Annotated in this window: 11 protein-coding genes; all 11 read left to right on the top strand. The window is 61.2% G+C overall.

The window, feature by feature from the left end; genetic code table 11:
* The first annotated feature begins 24 nt into the window (after positions 1-24).
* Positions 25-2,952: a PAS domain S-box protein gene (locus CFB04_RS00685; RefSeq protein ID WP_172825411.1), complete on the top strand. Its 2,928-nt coding sequence runs from the start codon at positions 25-27 to the stop codon at positions 2,950-2,952.
* Between the two features lie 194 nt (positions 2,953-3,146).
* Positions 3,147-5,033: a PAS domain S-box protein gene (locus tag CFB04_RS00680; protein WP_088533469.1), complete on the top strand. Its 1,887-nt coding sequence runs from the start codon at positions 3,147-3,149 to the stop codon at positions 5,031-5,033.
* On the top strand, positions 5,026-5,475 hold the full coding sequence (locus tag CFB04_RS00675) for a response regulator (protein ID WP_088533468.1): 450 nt from the start codon (positions 5,026-5,028) through the stop codon (positions 5,473-5,475). Before CFB04_RS00680 ends, CFB04_RS00675 begins: the two co-directional genes overlap by 8 nt.
* 19 nt (positions 5,476-5,494) lie before the next feature.
* Positions 5,495-8,038 carry an ATP-binding protein gene (locus tag CFB04_RS00670; RefSeq protein WP_088533467.1) on the top strand — a complete coding sequence of 848 codons (2,544 nt, stop codon included), beginning with the start codon at positions 5,495-5,497 and terminating at the stop codon, positions 8,036-8,038.
* Positions 8,039-8,159: 121 nt separating this feature from the next.
* Complete coding sequence (locus CFB04_RS00665) at positions 8,160-8,648, top strand: chemotaxis protein CheW (RefSeq protein ID WP_088536655.1); 489 nt, start codon at positions 8,160-8,162, stop codon at positions 8,646-8,648.
* Positions 8,645-10,132, top strand: a complete 1,488-nt coding sequence (locus tag CFB04_RS00660; protein ID WP_088533466.1) for a CheR family methyltransferase — start codon at positions 8,645-8,647, stop codon at positions 10,130-10,132. The genes CFB04_RS00665 and CFB04_RS00660 overlap by 4 nt, the downstream gene beginning before the upstream one ends.
* Before the next feature lie 74 nt (positions 10,133-10,206).
* A complete protein-coding gene (locus CFB04_RS00655) occupies positions 10,207-10,824 on the top strand; it encodes a chemotaxis protein CheW (RefSeq protein WP_088533465.1) in 618 nt (205 codons plus the stop codon).
* Positions 10,825-10,846: 22 nt separating this feature from the next.
* Complete coding sequence (locus CFB04_RS00650) at positions 10,847-12,601, top strand: methyl-accepting chemotaxis protein (RefSeq protein WP_088533464.1); 1,755 nt, start codon at positions 10,847-10,849, stop codon at positions 12,599-12,601.
* Positions 12,602-12,669: 68 nt separating this feature from the next.
* A complete protein-coding gene (locus CFB04_RS00645; protein WP_088533463.1) occupies positions 12,670-14,868 on the top strand; it encodes a response regulator in 2,199 nt (732 codons plus the stop codon).
* Between the two features lie 43 nt (positions 14,869-14,911).
* Complete coding sequence (gene cheB, locus CFB04_RS00640) at positions 14,912-15,970, top strand: chemotaxis-specific protein-glutamate methyltransferase CheB (RefSeq protein ID WP_088533462.1); 1,059 nt, start codon at positions 14,912-14,914, stop codon at positions 15,968-15,970.
* Entirely contained in the window at positions 15,967-17,403 is a 1,437-nt protein-coding gene (locus tag CFB04_RS00635; RefSeq protein ID WP_172825410.1) for an ATP-binding protein, read from the top strand. Before cheB ends, CFB04_RS00635 begins: the two co-directional genes overlap by 4 nt.
* The last annotated feature ends 89 nt before the right edge of the window (positions 17,404-17,492 follow it).

Below are 17,492 nucleotides of genomic sequence, written 5' to 3'. Positions count from 1 at the left end.
CTTTACCTGTTGTCTGGAGGCCCGATGGATCTGGACGAGTACGAAGAGCTGAAGACGCGGAAGCGATACGGCGACGCGCTGAATGACATCAATGCCCTCATCCACTCCACCACCGATATCGATACTATAATGGAGCGGGTGGTAGTGGAAGTTGCGCGGGCGGTAGGCGCGGAATCGGCCGTCATCTACGTTCCGAATGACGACGTCTGGAACACGCGCTACGTTTACGGCCTTCCCATGGAGATGGCGGGAAGGGACCTGACGGCCGAAGAGATCCGGTATTCGGTCATAGCGGCAGTGGAGGGTAAGACACTGGTGATAGACGACCCGCTCCACGATGATCGTGTCGATCCCGCGATCATCGAAAGGTACGGGATCACAGCCATCCTGGATATCCCGCTGACGGCTGCAGGAGAACTCATAGGAGATTTTTCTCTCCATTACCACACCGCAGGACGTACCTTCGGAGAGGCTGAAGTCGATTTCGCCGTCAAGGCGGCTTCGTCGATCATTCTTGCCCTTGAGAACGCCATACTCTTCAATGAACGCAGGGAGGCGGCGAAAGCTCTCGGGGAAACTGGAGAGAAGCTGGAGTTCGCTCTCGAGGCAGCCGGAATCGGTGCGTGGGAAGTGGACCTGAGAACCGGGAAGGGCTGGTGCTCATCCCAGCACCACCGTATATTCGGCTACCCCGAACCACCCCAAGAATGGACCTCCGAAAGATTCCTCCGTCACGTGCTGCCTGAGGACCGGGAGCGGGTGGAGAGCAACATACGCAGCATCGTCCGGACAGGTGCCGACCTGAAAGATGTGTGCCGGATCAGAAGGGCGGACGGTGAGGTACGCCTGATCGAAGCGAAGATCATTGCCCTGCATGACGGCTCGGGCAACGTCAGCGGACTGAGGGGGGTCGTGCAGGATGTGACGGCGCTCAAGCAGACTGAAGAAAGGGTCATCGAATCACTCGACCGCATCATGATCCTCCTCAGCGTTTCATCGAGCGTTCTCAACGAGACGACCATTGAAGGCATCCTCGACCGTGCCGTCCACGGCGCCCTCCTCCTCACCGGAGCGGAAATGGCCGCATCAGGGCATGGATTCGACGAAGGGCGGATCACCGTCGGCGCACGCTCCGATGATGCTGACCTACCCCCATGCCCCGAAAGCCCCTTCATCATCGATCGTGGCGGTGTCTACCTCGACCTCATCGAAGGGTCTCCGAAGATCAGGTTGACCCAGGAGGAGTTGACGCGCCACCCGGCATGGTGGGGACTTCCCGAGGGGCATCCGCCGCTCAGAGGGCTTCTGGGTGCTCGGCTGGCGGGCTTCGACGGGAAGCCGAACGGGATGATACTCGTCTCCCACAAGCGGCAGGGGGATTTCACCGATGAGGACGAGGCGCTCCTCTCCCAGCTCGGCCTCCTGACATCCCTCGGCATCAGGCACATAGAGGCGAGAGCTGCCGCCGAAGCGAGGGCGAACGAGCTGGAAGCGGTAAAGAAGCGCCTGGAAATCATCCTGCAGAACACCCCTGCCTTCGTCTACCTCATGGATGAAGAAAACAGGTTCCTGCACGTGAACCGCAGGTACGAAGAGGCGGTGGGCTTCAGTTCCGACGAGCTTAGAGGGAGGTCCATATTCGATTTCTTCCCGAACGAATACGCCGCAACTTTGGCCGCCAACAACAGGCAGATTCTGGAAACCTGTGCTGCCGCGGAATTCGAAGAGGCTATACCTCATGATGACGGCATCCACCTCTACAGCTCGGTCAAGTCCCCCCTCTTCGACAACACAGGACGCTGCCACGCCGTCATCGGCATCTCCACCGACATTACCTCCCGGAAACGGGCCGAAGCGGCACTGCGGGAAAGCGAAGAGCTCTTCCGAGACGTATTCGCCCACGCACCCGTAGGCATGGCGATCTGCGACCCCGGGGGCCGGTTCCTCTACGTAAACGGGGCCTACTGCGGGATAGTAGGATACGACAGAGAAGAAATATTAGGGGGAGGGCTCGGCTTCCAGCAGCTCACCCACCCGGAGGATGTCGGCACGAACGTCGAACTGTTCCAGCGCCTTGTGGCGGGAGAACTTCCCTACTTCTTCCTGGAAAAGAGGAATATCCGCAAGGACGGAAGCTCCGTGTGGGTGAGGATCAGCGTGACCGTGCGGCGGGATGCCGAGGAGCGGCCGTTTCAGGCCATCGCCCTCGTGGAGGACATTCATGACCGGAAGATGGCGGAGCATGAACTCAATCGGACCCTTGAAGAGCTGGCGCGGTCGAACCGGGAACTTGAGCAGTTCGCCTACGTGGCATCCCACGACCTGCAGGAGCCCCTGCGGATGATCTCCGGGTACCTGGTTCTCCTGGAAAGAAAGTACCGAGGCAGGCTCGACGAGAAGGCGGACTCGTACATCCACTTCGCGGTGGATGGGGCTCAAAGGATGCAGAAGCTCATTGAAGCCCTACTCTCCTGGTCACGCATCACCACCCGGGGAGCCGAGCTCGAACCTGTAAACATGGGGGGGGCATTGGCCGACGCAGTGGCCAATCTGGCGGCGGTCATCGGCGAAACCGGTGCAGAGATGAAGGCCGACCCTCTTCCGACAGTAACGGGAGACGCTACCCTCCTTATCCAGCTCTTCCAGAACCTGATCGGCAACGCCCTGAAGTACACAAAACCCGGAGTGCCGCCGCGCGTGCATGTATCGGCACACAGGGATGGGAACGAGTGGGTGTTCTTCGTGCGCGACAACGGCATCGGTATCCAGCACCAGCATTTCGACCGGATTTTCCAGATATTCCAGCGACTCCACACCCGGGAGGAGTATCCCGGCACCGGCATCGGACTCGCCGCCTGCAAGAAGATCGTGGAGCGCCACCATGGGCGGATCTGGGTCGAATCAACGCCCGGAGACGGATCGACATTCTTCTTCACCCTCCCGGCAGCATGAAAAGCGGGTAGCGCTGGAACTCCCTTCCCGATAGCTCAGAAGCCTGCTCTGCCTTTATCTCTGATAGCATGGACCAATACCTTCCCCCTCCTTGCGCCTAACCCCAGCGCGGCTATAGTTAACAGTGAGCATCCCAGACCGGCTCTTTCAGGCTCTGAGGCGGCCGACACAAGCCTCCCCGATGGTGCCAGCCGATGAAAGACATTCCACAGATCTGCCAGGCAATCTTCTATCATTCTCCCGCCGCCATCTATCTGAAAGATTCGGAAGGCCGCTACATCTCCGTCAACCGCTGCTTCGAGGAACTCTTCGAGCTCTCACGCCACGCCATTATAGGCAAAACCGACTTCGATCTGCTTCCTGCGACAGAAGCTGAAACTGTACGCAGGGAGGACGAGCAGGCACGACAGGAAGCCGGCAGGGGGGTCTCAGCCGAGGAAGTGCTGACCATCGGCGGCCGGCAGCACATCTTCCTCACCGACAAATTCGCACTGCGTGACGAGGAGGGAACGGTGGTCCTGTGCGGAATCTCGCGTGAAATCACGGAGATGAAGCAGCGCGAGCATGAGCTGGAAAATGCCCAGGAACGGTACGCCCTGGTGAGCCGTGCGACAACCGACGTCATATGGGACTGGGACGTGGCATCCAACGAGGTCCAGTGGAACGACGCGGTAGAGAAGGCCTTCGGCTGCACCCCCGATGAGTTGGGGGGCGCCTTTTCCGGCTGGGCCGAGCGGATACACCCCCAGGAACGTGAAGAGATACTTGCAGGGATTGAAGCCGCCATTACCGGCAAGGCCGACACATGGGGTGCCGAGTACCGCTTCCGTCGCAAGGACGGCTCCTACGGTACCTTCTACGACAGGGGGATCATCGCTCGTGACGAGGGGGGAAGAGCAGTCCGGATGATCGGCTCCATGCTCGACCTGACAGAGCGGCATGCCGTGGAGGAAGCGCTGCGCCAGAGCGAGGCGCAGTTCCGGCAACTTACGGAGGCGTTGCCGCAACTGGTCTGGATTACCCGTCCCGACGGCTATCATGAATACTTCAACAGCAAGTGGCACGAATTCACGGGCCTCCTTCCGGTGGAGACGCAGGGGGAACTCTGGTCGCTGCTCCTGCATCCCGACGACTACCGGAGGACCCTTGAACGCTGGCACCACAGTCTCGAAACGGGAGAACCGTACGAGATAGAGTACCGTTTCAAGGGGGCCAACGGCGCTTATCACTGGTTTCTCGGACGAGCGCTGCCGCTGCGGGACAGGGAGGGGAATATCATCCGCTGGTTCGGCACCTGCACCGACATAGATCCTCAAAAGCAGGCGGAAGAAAAGCTTCAGACGGCGCTGGATGAACTTTCCCGTTCCAACCGGGAGCTGGAGCAGTTCGCCTACGTAGCCTCCCACGATCTCCAGGAGCCCCTGCGGGCGGTGGCCAGGTACGTGGAGCTTCTGGCGCTGCGGTACACGGACCGGCTGGACGAGCAGGCCAACACCTACATACGCTTCGCCGCAGACGGAGCAAAGCAGATCCACTCCCTGATCGGCGACCTGCTGACCTTTACCCGGATAGGTGAAAAGAACAGGGAAAGGGAACTGGTTGCGATGGAGAGGGTGGTGCGCCAGGGGGCGCTGAACGTCCGGCAGGAGCTTGAAGATACCGGGGGGGCCCTCGACGTCGATCAGCTCCCGGCAGTCTGGGGAAACGAATATCTCCTCGTGCAGCTCGTCCAGAACCTGCTGTCCAACGCGCTGAAATTCAGGAAGCCCGGAACCGCCCCGGTGGTGCGGGTCGGCGCTCGCGAGCAGGAAGAAATGTGGGAATTTTTCGTCCGTGACAACGGCATCGGCATAGAGCCGCGGTTCTTCGACAGGATCTTTCACATCTTCCAGCGGCTCCACACCCGCCAGCGGTACCAGGGGACGGGGATGGGGCTCGCCATCTGCAAGAAGATCGTCGAGCATCATGGGGGAAGCATCCGGGTCGAATCGGCCCCGGGTGAAGGAGCCACCTTCTTCTTCACACTTCCCAAAGGAGTGGGAATCAGCCGGGAGAGAAAAGGAGAAGTCGGACATGAATAGCGGCAATCCGGGCAGAACCATGGAGATCCTCCTGGTGGAGGATAACGAGGCGGACGCTTTCCTCATGCAGGAAGTGCTGAAGGAAACGCCGGTGCGGACGGCGGTGCATCTGGCAAACGACGGCGAGGAAGGGCTCGACTTTCTGCACCGGCGGGGAAGCCATGTGGCGGCCCCTCGGCCCGACCTCGTAATCCTCGACCTGAACCTTCCCCGGAAGGATGGGCGGGAGCTGCTTGCCGAGGTAAAGAGGGACCCTGAACTGAAAACGATACCCATCGTCGTCCTCACCACCTCCGAATCGGAGGAGGACATCATGAGAAGCTATATGCTCCACGCCAACTGCTACATCACCAAACCGGTGGGGATAACTCAGCTTTTCGATATGGTGAAGAGCATGGAGGATTTCTGGTTCGGGATAGCCAAGCTCCCGCCGAGCCGGTAGACATTTTTCCAGAGGCACAATGGACGGTAACCACAGAACAGGCGATCCGGGATGCAGCCAGCGGGAAGCGCAGCTCGCCGACGAAGTGCGGCGGCTGGGGGGGCTCCTGGAGAAGATCCGCCACTTCAGCGGCGAACTGGACCGCATCAACTCCCTCATCCACTCGGCCCTCGACTTCGACGAGATCATGCAGCAGGTGGTCGTGGAGACGGCGCGGGGGGTGGGAGCGGAGTCGGCGGTAATCTACATGCCGGAGGCGGAGCGGTGGGTTCCCCGGTACACCTACGGGATGCCGCGTGAGGAGGTCGACGGTGCGCTGGCGGAGACCGAAGTGCGCTATTCGGTGTGGGCATGCCGCGAGCGGCGAACGGTTGTGATCGATGACGCCCTCAACGACGAACGTGCCGACCGGCAGACCAATGAGCGCTACGGCATCAGGGCGCTTATCGATGCGGCGATAATGGTCGGAGAGGATATGATCGGCGATTTCTCCCTCCACTATCACACCCCCGGCCGCACCTTTTCCGACCTGGAAATCGATTTCGTGAACAGGGTCGCCGCGTCCCTGGGCCTTGCCCTCAAAAACGCCATTCTCTTTCGGGAACGGTCACAGGCGGAACAGGCGCTGCGGGAGACCGAGATGTATTTCCGCTGCCTGAGCGAAAGCGGCATTTTCGGCATCGCCTACTTCGAGCTTGACGGCCGCGTGGTGGGAGCAAACGGTCCATGGCTCTCCCTGGTCGGCTTCACAAGGGAAGAACTCGACCGGGGAGAGATACGCTGGGACCGCCTGACGCCTCCGGAATGGATGGGCCGAACCCTGGCGGCAATGGAGGAACTGGAGGCGACGGGACGGATGGCCCCGTACGAGAAGGAGTACCTCCGCAAGGACGGCACCAGGTTCTGGGGGCTTTTTGCGGGTACGAAGCTCGACGGCAGAAGCGAAGCCATGGCGATCACCATCGACATAACCGGCAGAAAGAGCGCCGAACAGTGGATGGCCAGGGAGAAGGGGCTTGGCGACTGCCTGAACGGCATCAACTCTCTTCTCATGTCCACCCACGACGCCGACACGATCATCGAGAAGAGCATTGCCGAAGCCGCCGTCTGCATAGGCGCCGACATGGTTACAGTCGCCATGTTCCAGGCAGGCGAATGGATAATCCGGTACGTGCATAACCTGTCTCGCGACATGCTCGGCGCATCCTTTCCCATGGAGGAGCTCCGCGCGTTCACCCTGGTCCGTCGGACGGGAAGAACGTATGTCTGTCCCGATGTCGAGGCGGACAGGCAACTGAACCGGAGGCTTGCCGGCGAGCATGGGGCGCGTTCCCTCCTGATCGTGCCCCTCATCAGCCGGGGAGAGGTCTTCGGCGTGCTGGGATACGGGTGGAGAAAGACTGGCTTCACGCCTGCCGGCGACATAGACTTCACGGAGAAAGTAGCGGCGTCGGCATCGCTGGCCCTTGAAAACGCGCGGCTCTTCTCCGAGGCGGAGAAGCTGACCCTGCGGCTCAACGGGATCATTTCGAGCATCACCGACGCCTACTTCGTCCTCGACCAGGAATGGAGGCTGGTGGAGATCAACGAACATGCGGAAAGGCTCTTCGGAAGGCCTGCCGCAGGACTCTTGGGCAAGGTGTTCTGGGAAGAGTTCCCCCGGGTGGTGGGAAGCGAATTCCACCGGCACTACCTCGCGGCCATGCAGGAGAACCGACCGGTGCATTTCGAGGGACGCTCCCGGATAAACGACAGGTGGCACGAAGTCCACGCCTATCCGCGGGATGGGCTCCTGGAGGTCTACTACCGGGACATTACCGAAAGGAAGGAAGCGGAGGAGGCCCTTCGGCAGACCCTGGCGGAACTTGCCCGTTCAAACCGTGAACTGGAACAGTTCGCCTACGTCGCCTCCCACGACCTCCAGGAGCCGCTCCGGATGATCTCCGGCTACATGGGTCTGCTGCAGCGCAAATACGCCGACATGCTCGACGACAAGGCGCGGCAGTACATAGGTTTCGCAGTGGATGGGACGACGAGGATGCAGAAACTGGTAGAAGGCCTCCTCGGCTATTCGAGAATCTCCCAGGGAGCAGCCTTCGGCCCGGTGGATGCCGCCGCGGCATGCAGGGCCGCCATCGACAACCTGCAGGCCGCCGTCAAGGAGGCGGAAGCTGTCGTCACCACCGATACCCTCCCTACAGTGTGGGGGGATGAGATACAGATTCTCCAGCTCCTGCAGAACCTGATAGGTAACGCCCTCAAGTACCGCAGGGCCGATGCGCCCCCCCGCATTCACCTTTCCTGCAGCAGAGAGGAGGCGGACTGGGTCTTCTCCGTTTCCGACAACGGCATAGGGATCGAGCCCCGCTTTTTCGACAGGATATTTCAGGTCTTCCAGCGGCTACACACCCAGGACGAGTACCCCGGCACCGGCATCGGCCTCGCCTCCTGCAAGAAGATCGTCGAGCGCCATGGCGGACGTATCTGGGTTGAGTCCACACCGGGAAAAGGCACGACCTTCTTCTTTTCCATCCCCGCTCGGGAGGATCAGACAGAAGGCTGACGATTGTTCGCGGCACGCGCCGGGAGGTTGCGCCCCGTGCGCCCACAGCTATAGTTAATGGAGAGAGGTAACAACTGATACACATCTGAAACAGGCGGTGGGCGAGGAGATCATCGTGACCATGGAGACGCCGCGCCTCAGAAGATCAGGAGAGCCCGAAAGGAGAGAAGAGCGTCTCGTTCTATTCTCCGTCGAAGGGCACCGGCTCGCTCTCCCCCTGCGAGTGGTGGAAAAAGTCGTGCAGGCAGTGGAGGTGACCCCTCTTCCGGGAGCGCCTGAAGAGGTTGCTGGAGTAATCGATATAGCGGGGACAATAACACTGGTAATCGACCTGCGGCGACGTCTCGGCATCCCCCCCCGCGAGATTCTCCTCACGGATCAGCTCCTCATCGCGAGAACCCCGCGCCGCATGGCGGCACTACTGGTCGATTCGGTCGAAGGAGTCCTCCCCGGGGGGCGCTTGGCACCCGCATCGCAGATACTCTCCGGCCTTGAGGCCGTTGAAGGTGTTCTCACCCTGCCCGACGGCCTCGTCGTCATCCACGACCTCGACATTCTCCTCGCCCCCCTGGACGGTGCGCTTCCCGCCGACAGCGGAGGGGGACCATGACCCAACGCCGGATCTCCGAAGAACTCCTCCTCAGGTTCAGCGAGTACATCTCGTTGCACATGGGGCTCCGTTTCCCGCGGGAGCGGCATTCGGACCTGATGAGAGGCATCGGGTGGGCTTCCAGGGAATTCGGGTTCGACGACGACGAGGATTGCGTGCGGTGGCTGATGCAGGCCCCCCTGTCGAAACACCAGGTGGAGATCCTGGCCAGCCACCTCACCATCGGGGAAACCTACTTTTTCCGGGACCCTAAAATGTTCGAAACTCTGGAGCGGGATGTATTCCCGCCACTGATCCGCGACCGCAGGGGCAACGGCAGGCACCTCCGCATCTGGTCCGCGGGCTGCGCCACGGGTGAGGAACCGTACTCGGTGGCCATACTCCTGAGCCGGCTGCTGCCTGACATGGAAGAATGGAACATCACGATCCTGGGAACCGACATAAACCCTGGCTTCCTGCGAAAGGCCAGGGAAGGGATCTATGGCGACTGGTCGTTCCGCTCCGTCGCGCCCCGGATCAGGGAGCGCTACTTCACTGCGGTGGCTCCCAGACGCTACCGGATCGTTCCCAGCCTCCAGGACTGCGTAACCTTCTCCTATCTGAACCTGGCCGACGACCTGTACCCTTCTCTCCTGAACCGCACCAACGCCATGGACTTAATCTTCTGCCGCAACGTCCTGATGTACTTCACGCAACAGCAGCAGGCGGACGTGGTGCGCAAGTTCCACCGTTGCCTCGTTCACCGGGGCATTCTGGCGGCCAGCCCCACCGAGTCCTCCCCCTCTGTATTTTCACCCTTTTCGGAGATGAGGCTTCCTGGGTGGGTCTATTACGTCAAGGAGGGGGAGGATGGTCGGGTTCGACCCGCTCCGCCATCCTCGCGGGTCTCGGCTCCGCAAATGACGATCTCCCAGCAGAGACCGATTGTAGCGCCCCCCGGTTCGGCGGCGCGCAAAGCCCCGGAACCGGCTCCGCCTCCCCCCCCTTCCGATCTCTACAGGGACGCTGAAGAGGCCTACCGCAGCGGGCGCTACGGCGATGCGGAAGAGATGCTGAAAGAGCTTATGGTGCGTGACGCACGCAGCAGCGTCATTGAGCTGATGGCAAGGGTGCAGGCAAATCTGGGACGGCTGCAGCGTGCACGCGAGCTGTGCGAACAGGCAATATCGGGTGACAAGCTTAACGCGGGCCTCTATGTGCTTCTGGCGACGATACTCCAGGAAATGGACCTGGCCGAAGAGGAGGACCTGGCCCTGAAGCGGGCGCTCTACCTGGACCATGACCTGATAGTCGCCCACTTTGCCAGGGGGAACCTGGCTCTGCGGAGGACGGCGCGCCGCGAGGCGGACCGGCATTTCGGATACGCCCTTCTGGTGCTGGAACGAATGGGGCGCGACGATGTAGTCCCGCTTACGGAGGGAATCACAGCGGGAAGGATGCGGGAGATGATCACCACCGCCATGACCGGAAGAACGGCTGTATAGGCCCAGGGGGGAGGCTGAATCACCCTTGTGGCTGCCGGCGCGTTGAATGGCGGATTTGAAGGAGCGGTCAGCGAGTGAAGGAGTTCAGCGGAGAAGATACCGGATCCATCGACTGGCGGGCGGTTCATGCCCGCCTTGAAGAGGCGGCGGTCAGAGCCGGGCAGGAATGGTTGCCTGACCAGGAAGCGCGGCGCCGAATACTGGAGAAGCGGGCGCGGGACCTGGCACGTCCTCCGGAACGGAGGGAGCCGGAAGAAACGTTGCATATCCTGGACTTCCTCCTCGGTGAGCATCAGTACGGTATCGATATCGGGTACGTCCGGGAAGTCCATCCGCTCCGGGATCTGGTTCCCCTCCCCTGCACGCCCCCCTTCATCGCGGGGATCATGAACATCAGGGGGATGCTCCTGTCGCTGACTGACCTCGAAATCTTTTTCGGCATCTCAGGAGAGAGGAGGAGGGAGGGCGCGGGGATCATCATACTAAGCACCGGCGGTATGGAGCTCGGCGTCTTGGCCGACCGTATTCTCGGCGTCCGGATGCTGCCCCGCAAGGCGCTCCAGGAAGGAGCCGGTTCCGCCGGAATTAACAGCGCATACATCAAGGGAATGACGGAAGACCGTACAGCAGTTCTCGACGTTGCCGCCATCCTGGCGGACCCGCGTCTGATCGTGAACGAAGAAGCGGGATGACCATTCGAGAGGAGGACGACCCATGAGGTGGTTCCACGACATAACGGCACGAAGCAAATTCACCCTCTCCTTCACAGTGATGATCCTTCTACTCGCCGCCGTGGTGCTTACCTCGTACTACGGCATCAGGCAGATCGAGGCTTCACAGCGGCGGATATACGAGATGGATTTCGCAACCGCCCTCGAGCTCAAGGACATCCGGACAAACCAGTTCGCCACAAGGGCACACACTATCGAGATGGCTTCCAGCGATGACCGTCTCTTACGGGACCGCTCGCTTCAGGAGATCCGGAAACAGACGGAGAATAACGATGAGCTTTTCACGCGTCTTGAGAAACGCCTGCAGAACGAGCCGGTGTTCTTCCCCCGTCTCAAGGAACTTATGTCGTTACGCAAGGAGTTCGTTCAGACGAGATTCGAGCAGGAGATACCGCTCATAATGGCCGGCGAGGCGGAGAAGGCGAAGCTGCTTCTCTTCGGCGTCCAGCAGGAGCGAAACAGGCAGATGGGAGCCGTGACCGACGACCTTATCACCCAGATCCAGAAACGGGCGGAGGGTGAAATCAGTGCAGCGTCGAAAAGCGTGGACAGGCTCGGAAGGATCTTCACTACGATAAGCGCCATGGCGCTGGTTGCGGCAATTTTCCTCACCACCCTCCTCAACCGCGCCATCTCCGATCCGCTGAAAGAACTTACTGCACGCGCGCAGGCAATAGCTTCGGGGGATTTCAGCACCCCGGAGATACCCAGGGAGCGGCACGACGAGGTCGGCCAGCTGACTCTGGCATTCCAGCAGATGAACGGCTACCTGGGACGCGTGGCCGAGATGGCGGAGCAGGTCGCATCGGGAAATCTCTCCGCCGTATTGGGTGTCCAGTCGCAGCGAGACAGCCTAGGCCGGGCTCTCACCACCATGTCGGACGCGCTCAGGACGATGACGGCGGAAATCCAGGACGCAGTCAACATCATCGCCAACTCCGCCGGGCAGATACTCTCCTCGACCACCCAGGTAGCGGCCAGCGTTACCGAGACCGCTTCCGCCGTTGTAGAAACGACAACCACCACCGAAGAGGTGCGGCAGACCTCGGAGGTTTCCACCGAGAAGGCCAACCGGGTGGCGGAAGCCGCCCAAAGGGCGGTGCAGATATCCGAGTCCGGCAGCAGCACGGTGGAGGAGGTGGCCGAGAGGATGAAGGGAATCCGCCAACAGATGGAATCCATCGCCGGGCGGATCATCATGCTGAGCGAACAGAGCCAGGCCATCGGGGAAATCATCGCAACGGTGAACGACCTGGCGGAGCAGTCGAACCTGCTGGCGGTCAATGCCGCCATAGAGGCGGCCAAGGCGGGGGAACACGGAAAAGGGTTTTCAGTCGTCGCCCAGGAAGTGAAGAACCTCGCCGAACAATCGAAGCAGGCCACCGCCCAGGTGCGCACCATCCTCAACGACATACAGAAAGCGACCAGCGCCGCGGTACTGGCGACGGAGCAGGGGAGCAAGACCGTGGACGAAGGGGTGCATCAGTCCATACGAGCAGGCGAATCGATCAGGAGTCTCTCCGCGAGCATAGTGGAAGCTGCGGAAGCCGCCTCCCAGATTGCCGCCTCCAGCCAGCAGCAACTGATAGGGATGGAACAGGTTCTCACCGCGATGGAGAACATCAAGCAGGCGAGCGAACAGAACGTGATGGGCACCCGGCAGGTGGAAGCGGCGGCACGCAACATCCACCAGCTGGGGGGGAAGCTGAAAGAGCTGGTATCGAGGTACCGCATCTAGGAACAGGCAAACGTACCGTTCGCTGACGCTTACCTCTACCTGCTTCACGTTGCAAGGGGAGTTTATGGATGGACGACCGTGATGCCGAATTCCTGAAAAGACTTCTCGAAACCTTCAAGGCGGAGGGGGCGGAGCACCTGGAGGTAATCGCATCATCCCTCCTGGAGCTTGAAAGGAACATGCCCGCCGAAGAAGCGGAACGGGTGGTGGAAATCATCTTCCGTGAAGCGCACAGCATGAAGGGTGCCGCTCGCTCCGTGAACCTGTCGGGAATCGAGCGGATCTGCCAGTCGCTGGAGAGCGTTTTCGCCGCCCTGAAGAAAAAGGAGCTCACACTTTCCCCCCGACTCTTCGACATCCTTCACCGCGCAGTCAACCTGCTTTATGCCATGCTGGCCTCCCCTGAGGATGATTCGGCGGAACGCGGCCCCGCCCGGGAAATCGTCAGCGGGCTCAGCGACATCATCACCCGCAGGGAGGAGACTCCCGTTGCAGAAGTCCCCCCCCTTTCTCCGGCAGAGGGGGTCCCCCCCCCTCAGGCAGCCCATCTGCTCATGGCCGAGACGGTGCGGGTAGCAAAGACCAAGCTCGATTTGCTCCTCCTTCAGGGGGAGGGGTTCCTGGCTCTCAAGCAGGCAGCGGCCCAGCGGTCGTCGGAGATGGCGGGAGCGGCCGTTGCCGCGGCGGAACTGGCCAATGAATGGTCGGTGCTCCAGGGAGAGATGAAAGATTCGGAGGTTCGGAACTCACCCCGTCTGCAGCAGGTGTCGGAAAGGCTGGCGTCCCTTTCCGGCGCCCTCGGAAAGATGAACAACCGGCTCGACCAGGACAGGCGCTCCGCCGCCATGATGATCGACACGCTCCTCGACACCCTCAAGTCCGTCTCGATGTTCCCCTTCTCGTCACTCCTCGACATGATGGGAAAAGTCGTCCGGGATCTGGCACACGACCAGGGGAAGCAGGTGAGGCTTCTGGTCACCGGGGGGGAGATAGAAGCGGACCGGCGCATCCTGGACGAGATGCGGGAACCCCTCATACATCTGGTCCGCAACTGCATCGATCACGGCATCGAGAACCCCGAAGAACGGAGAGCGAGCGGAAAGGACGAAACCGGGGAACTGCGCATCGAGATCGGATACAGGGAGGGGCAATGGATAGAGCTGATAGTGGCCGATGACGGAAAGGGGATCGATCCGGAAAGGGTAAAAAACTCGGCGGTGCGCCTCGGATTGATATCCCCCGAGGAAGCCGAGCGGCTCAACGAAGAGGGGGTTGCATCGCTGATGTTCCGCTCAGGTGTCTCCGCAAGCCGGATGATCACAGAGATCTCCGGGCGCGGGCTGGGGCTGGCAATCGTACGGGAGCGGGTGGAACGTCTTGGAGGCTCCATCGGTTGCGAAACGGCCGGGGGAAAGGGAACTCTTTTCCGCATCCTCCTCCCCCTCACGTTGGCAACATTCCGGGGGCTGCTGGTCAGGTGCGGCGAGCGGCATTTCGTCATACCCTCCACCGCCGTCAGGCGGACGGCCCGTGTGGGGGCCGACGAAATCCGCAGGAACACGGTTATCGCCAACGGGAGGATCATTCCGGTGGCGCTCCTGGAAACGGTACTGGAGCTTGCTGCGCATGGCTCCGCCGCCACCTCACCCTTTGCGAGGCTCGTCATCCTCGGCGCAGGAGGTGAACGTGTAGCCTTCCGCGTGGACGAGGTTCTCCATGAGCAGGAGGTGCTCGTAAAACATCTGGGCCCCCAGTTGCCTAGGGTCAGGAACGTTCTGGCCGCTACCATTCTGGGCAACGGTGAGGTCGTCCCGATTCTCAACGTGCCGGACCTGATAAAATCAGCTCTGCGGGCGCCCCCCCCACCGGCTCCCGAGGCTCATGAAGAAGAGGCGGAGAGGAAGGTGAAATCGATCCTCGTGGTCGAAGATTCCATCACCTCGCGGTCGCTTCTCAAGAACATCCTGCAGGCGGCAGGGTACGCTGTCCGCACCGCGGTGGACGGCGTGGAGGGATTCAGGACCCTTCAGGAAGCAGACTTCGATCTCGTCGTTTCCGATGTCGACATGCCCGGAATGAACGGGTTCGAGCTGACGGCGAAGATCAGGAGCGACCGCCGTCTGGCTTCACTGCCGGTGATAATAGTAACCTCCCTCGCCTCCCGGGAGGACCAGGAGCGGGGCATCGACGCGGGAGCAAGCGCATACCTGGTGAAAAGCAGCTTCGACCAGAGCAACCTCCTGGAAGTGATCAGGAGGCTGCTGTGAAGGGACGTGCGGAAGAGTATGCCGCCGGGACGGAGGCGGGGCCATGATCTCGGTGCTCGTGGTGGAAGACTCTCCTGTGGCAAGGGAACTTCTCGTCCACATCCTCTCCAGCGGCGACATGCGTGTCGTCGGCACCGCCGCCGACGGTCTGCAGGCGGTGGAGATGGTGAGGAGGCTCAGGCCGGATGTGGTGACCATGGACATCGTGATGCCCCGGATGGACGGTCTGGAGGCGACGCGACGCATCATGGAGACCTCGCCGGTGCCGATCGTCATTGTGAGCGGCATCTGGAACCCCACCGAGGTGCAGACCACCTTCCGGGCCATGGAAGCGGGGGCGCTGGCCACGGTCCGGCGCCCGCCGGGACCGGGAAACCCGGAGTACCGGAAGCTGGCCGAGGAACTGCGGCGGACGGTGCGTCTCATGGCGGAGGTGAAGGTAGTCCGGCGCTGGAGCCGCGGCGCAAAGCCTCCCGCCAACAGGCTTCCTGCCGTCAGCTGCCCCCCCTGGTGCGCGCTCTCCATCGTCGCCATCGGCGCCTCCACGGGAGGGCCTCCCGTGCTCCACACGATCCTGGGGGGTCTGCCCCCCGATTTTCCTCTGCCTGTAGTTGTCGTACAGCACCTGGCAGCGGGGTTTCTTCCCGGGATGATGGAATGGCTCGGCCAGAGCTGCCCCCTCCCCCTCCACATTGCCGTTGACGGAGAGGTCCTGGCCCCTGGACACGTCTATTTTGCACCGGATGATATCCATATGGAAGTGACGCGCCATGGCACGATTTGCCTGTCCAGAGGCGCACCCGAACATGGCGCGCGCCCTTCGGTCTGCTGCCTCTTCCGGTCGGTGGCCGCCTCCTATGGGGGGAGAGCAGCAGCCCTTCTGCTGACAGGTATGGGAGAGGACGGGGCCGACGGAATGCTCCTCCTGCGGCAGAAGGGTGCGGTGACGATAGCTCAGTCACGCGAGACATGCGCCGTCTTCGGGATGCCTGCGGCCGCTCTCCAGCTCGGCGCCGCTCTTCATGAACTGGCTCCGGAACGGATGCCGGCGTTTCTGCGGGAGCTTACGATGAAGCACCCAGAGGAAAGGAATATCCAGTGAACGGAAACAGGGGAACGATTCTGATAGCCGAAGACAGCATGACCCAGGCGGAACAGCTGCGGCACGTACTGGAAAAGAACGGCTATACGGCTGCGGTGGCCCGAAACGGCCGGGAAGCCCTGGAAAAGGTCCGGCAGGTCAGGCCCGTTCTCATCATAAGCGATATCATCATGCCGGAGCTGGACGGATTCAGCCTCTGCTCAGGCATCAAGAAGCAGGATGACACCAGAGATATCCCGGTTATGCTCCTCACCTCCCTTGCGGAGTCACATGACGTGCTGAAGGGATTGCAGTGCGGCGCCGACAGCTTTCTCACGAAGCCGTACGACGAGCCCTACCTCCTGAGCCGCATCAGACACCTGCTCTACAGGCCTTCCCCCTCGGGAGAGCCCCCTCCGGCAAACGCTGTAGAGCTTCATTTCCAAGGGGAGCGCTACGTCATCAGGTCCGACAGGAAGCAGATACTCGACCTCCTTCTGTCGGTCTATGAAGCCGCGGTGCGCCGCACGGGGGAGCTATCGGAAGCCCGCCGCAATCTCGAAGCCCTGAACGACGAGCTGGAAACAAAGGTGGATGTACGGACGGCACAGCTCATGGCGGAGATAGAAGAACGGAAACAGGCAGAGCGGGAGCTCACCAGGTACCGGCGGCAGCTCGAAGAGCTGGTGGAAAAACGGACGGAGGAACTGCGCGAGACGGTCGCGCGGCTGGAGCAATCCAACCGGGACCTGGAGCAGTTTGCCTACGTTGCCTCACACGACCTTCAGGAACCGCTCCGCATGGTGGCGAGCTACATGCAGCTGCTCCAGCGCAGATACAGTGAGCGGCTTGACGAGAAGGCGGAAACCTACATCAATTATGCCGTCGACGGCGCCGCCCGGATGCAGAAACTCATCGAGGGACTCCTGAACTATTCCCGTCTCAGCCGGGGCGCCGAATTTACCCCGGTAAACACCAATGCGGTCTTCGAAGGAGCACTCGCAAACCTGAAGAGGGTAGTTCAGGAATCGGGGGGGGAGGTAAACGCCGATCCGCTCCCCACGGTGCTCGGGGATGAAACCCAGCTCCTTCAGCTCTTCCAGAACCTGATGGCCAACGCCCTGAAATACCGGAAACCGGGCATCCCCCCGCGGGTGCAAGTCTCTGCACACCGTGAGGGGGCGGAATGGGTGTTCTCGGTGAGGGACAACGGCATCGGGATCGAGCCACAGCACAAAGAGCGGATCTTCCAGATATTCCAGCGCCTCCACACCCTGGAGGAGTACCCGGGCACCGGCATAGGACTCGCTTCCTGCAAAAAGATCGTCGAACGCCACCACGGCCGGATGTGGGTCGAGGCTGAACCGGGTGCGGGAAGTACATTCCTTTTCTCGCTGCCGGCAAAAGGAGCAGATGGAGATATCGACGGAGAAATTCCTGGCAGTTTCAATTGATCTTTACCTGCATGCGGCGCGCTCTTAAAGGCTGCGACCCAATACCATTTCATCGGGTCTTGCGCGGCTCCCACTCCCCGTTATAGTTG

Source organism: Geobacter sp. DSM 9736, assembly GCF_900187405.1.
Taxonomy (GTDB): domain Bacteria; phylum Desulfobacterota; class Desulfuromonadia; order Geobacterales; family Geobacteraceae; genus DSM-9736.
Note: the sequence above shows the minus strand (reverse complement) of the source record. Positions and strands in the feature narration are given on the sequence as shown.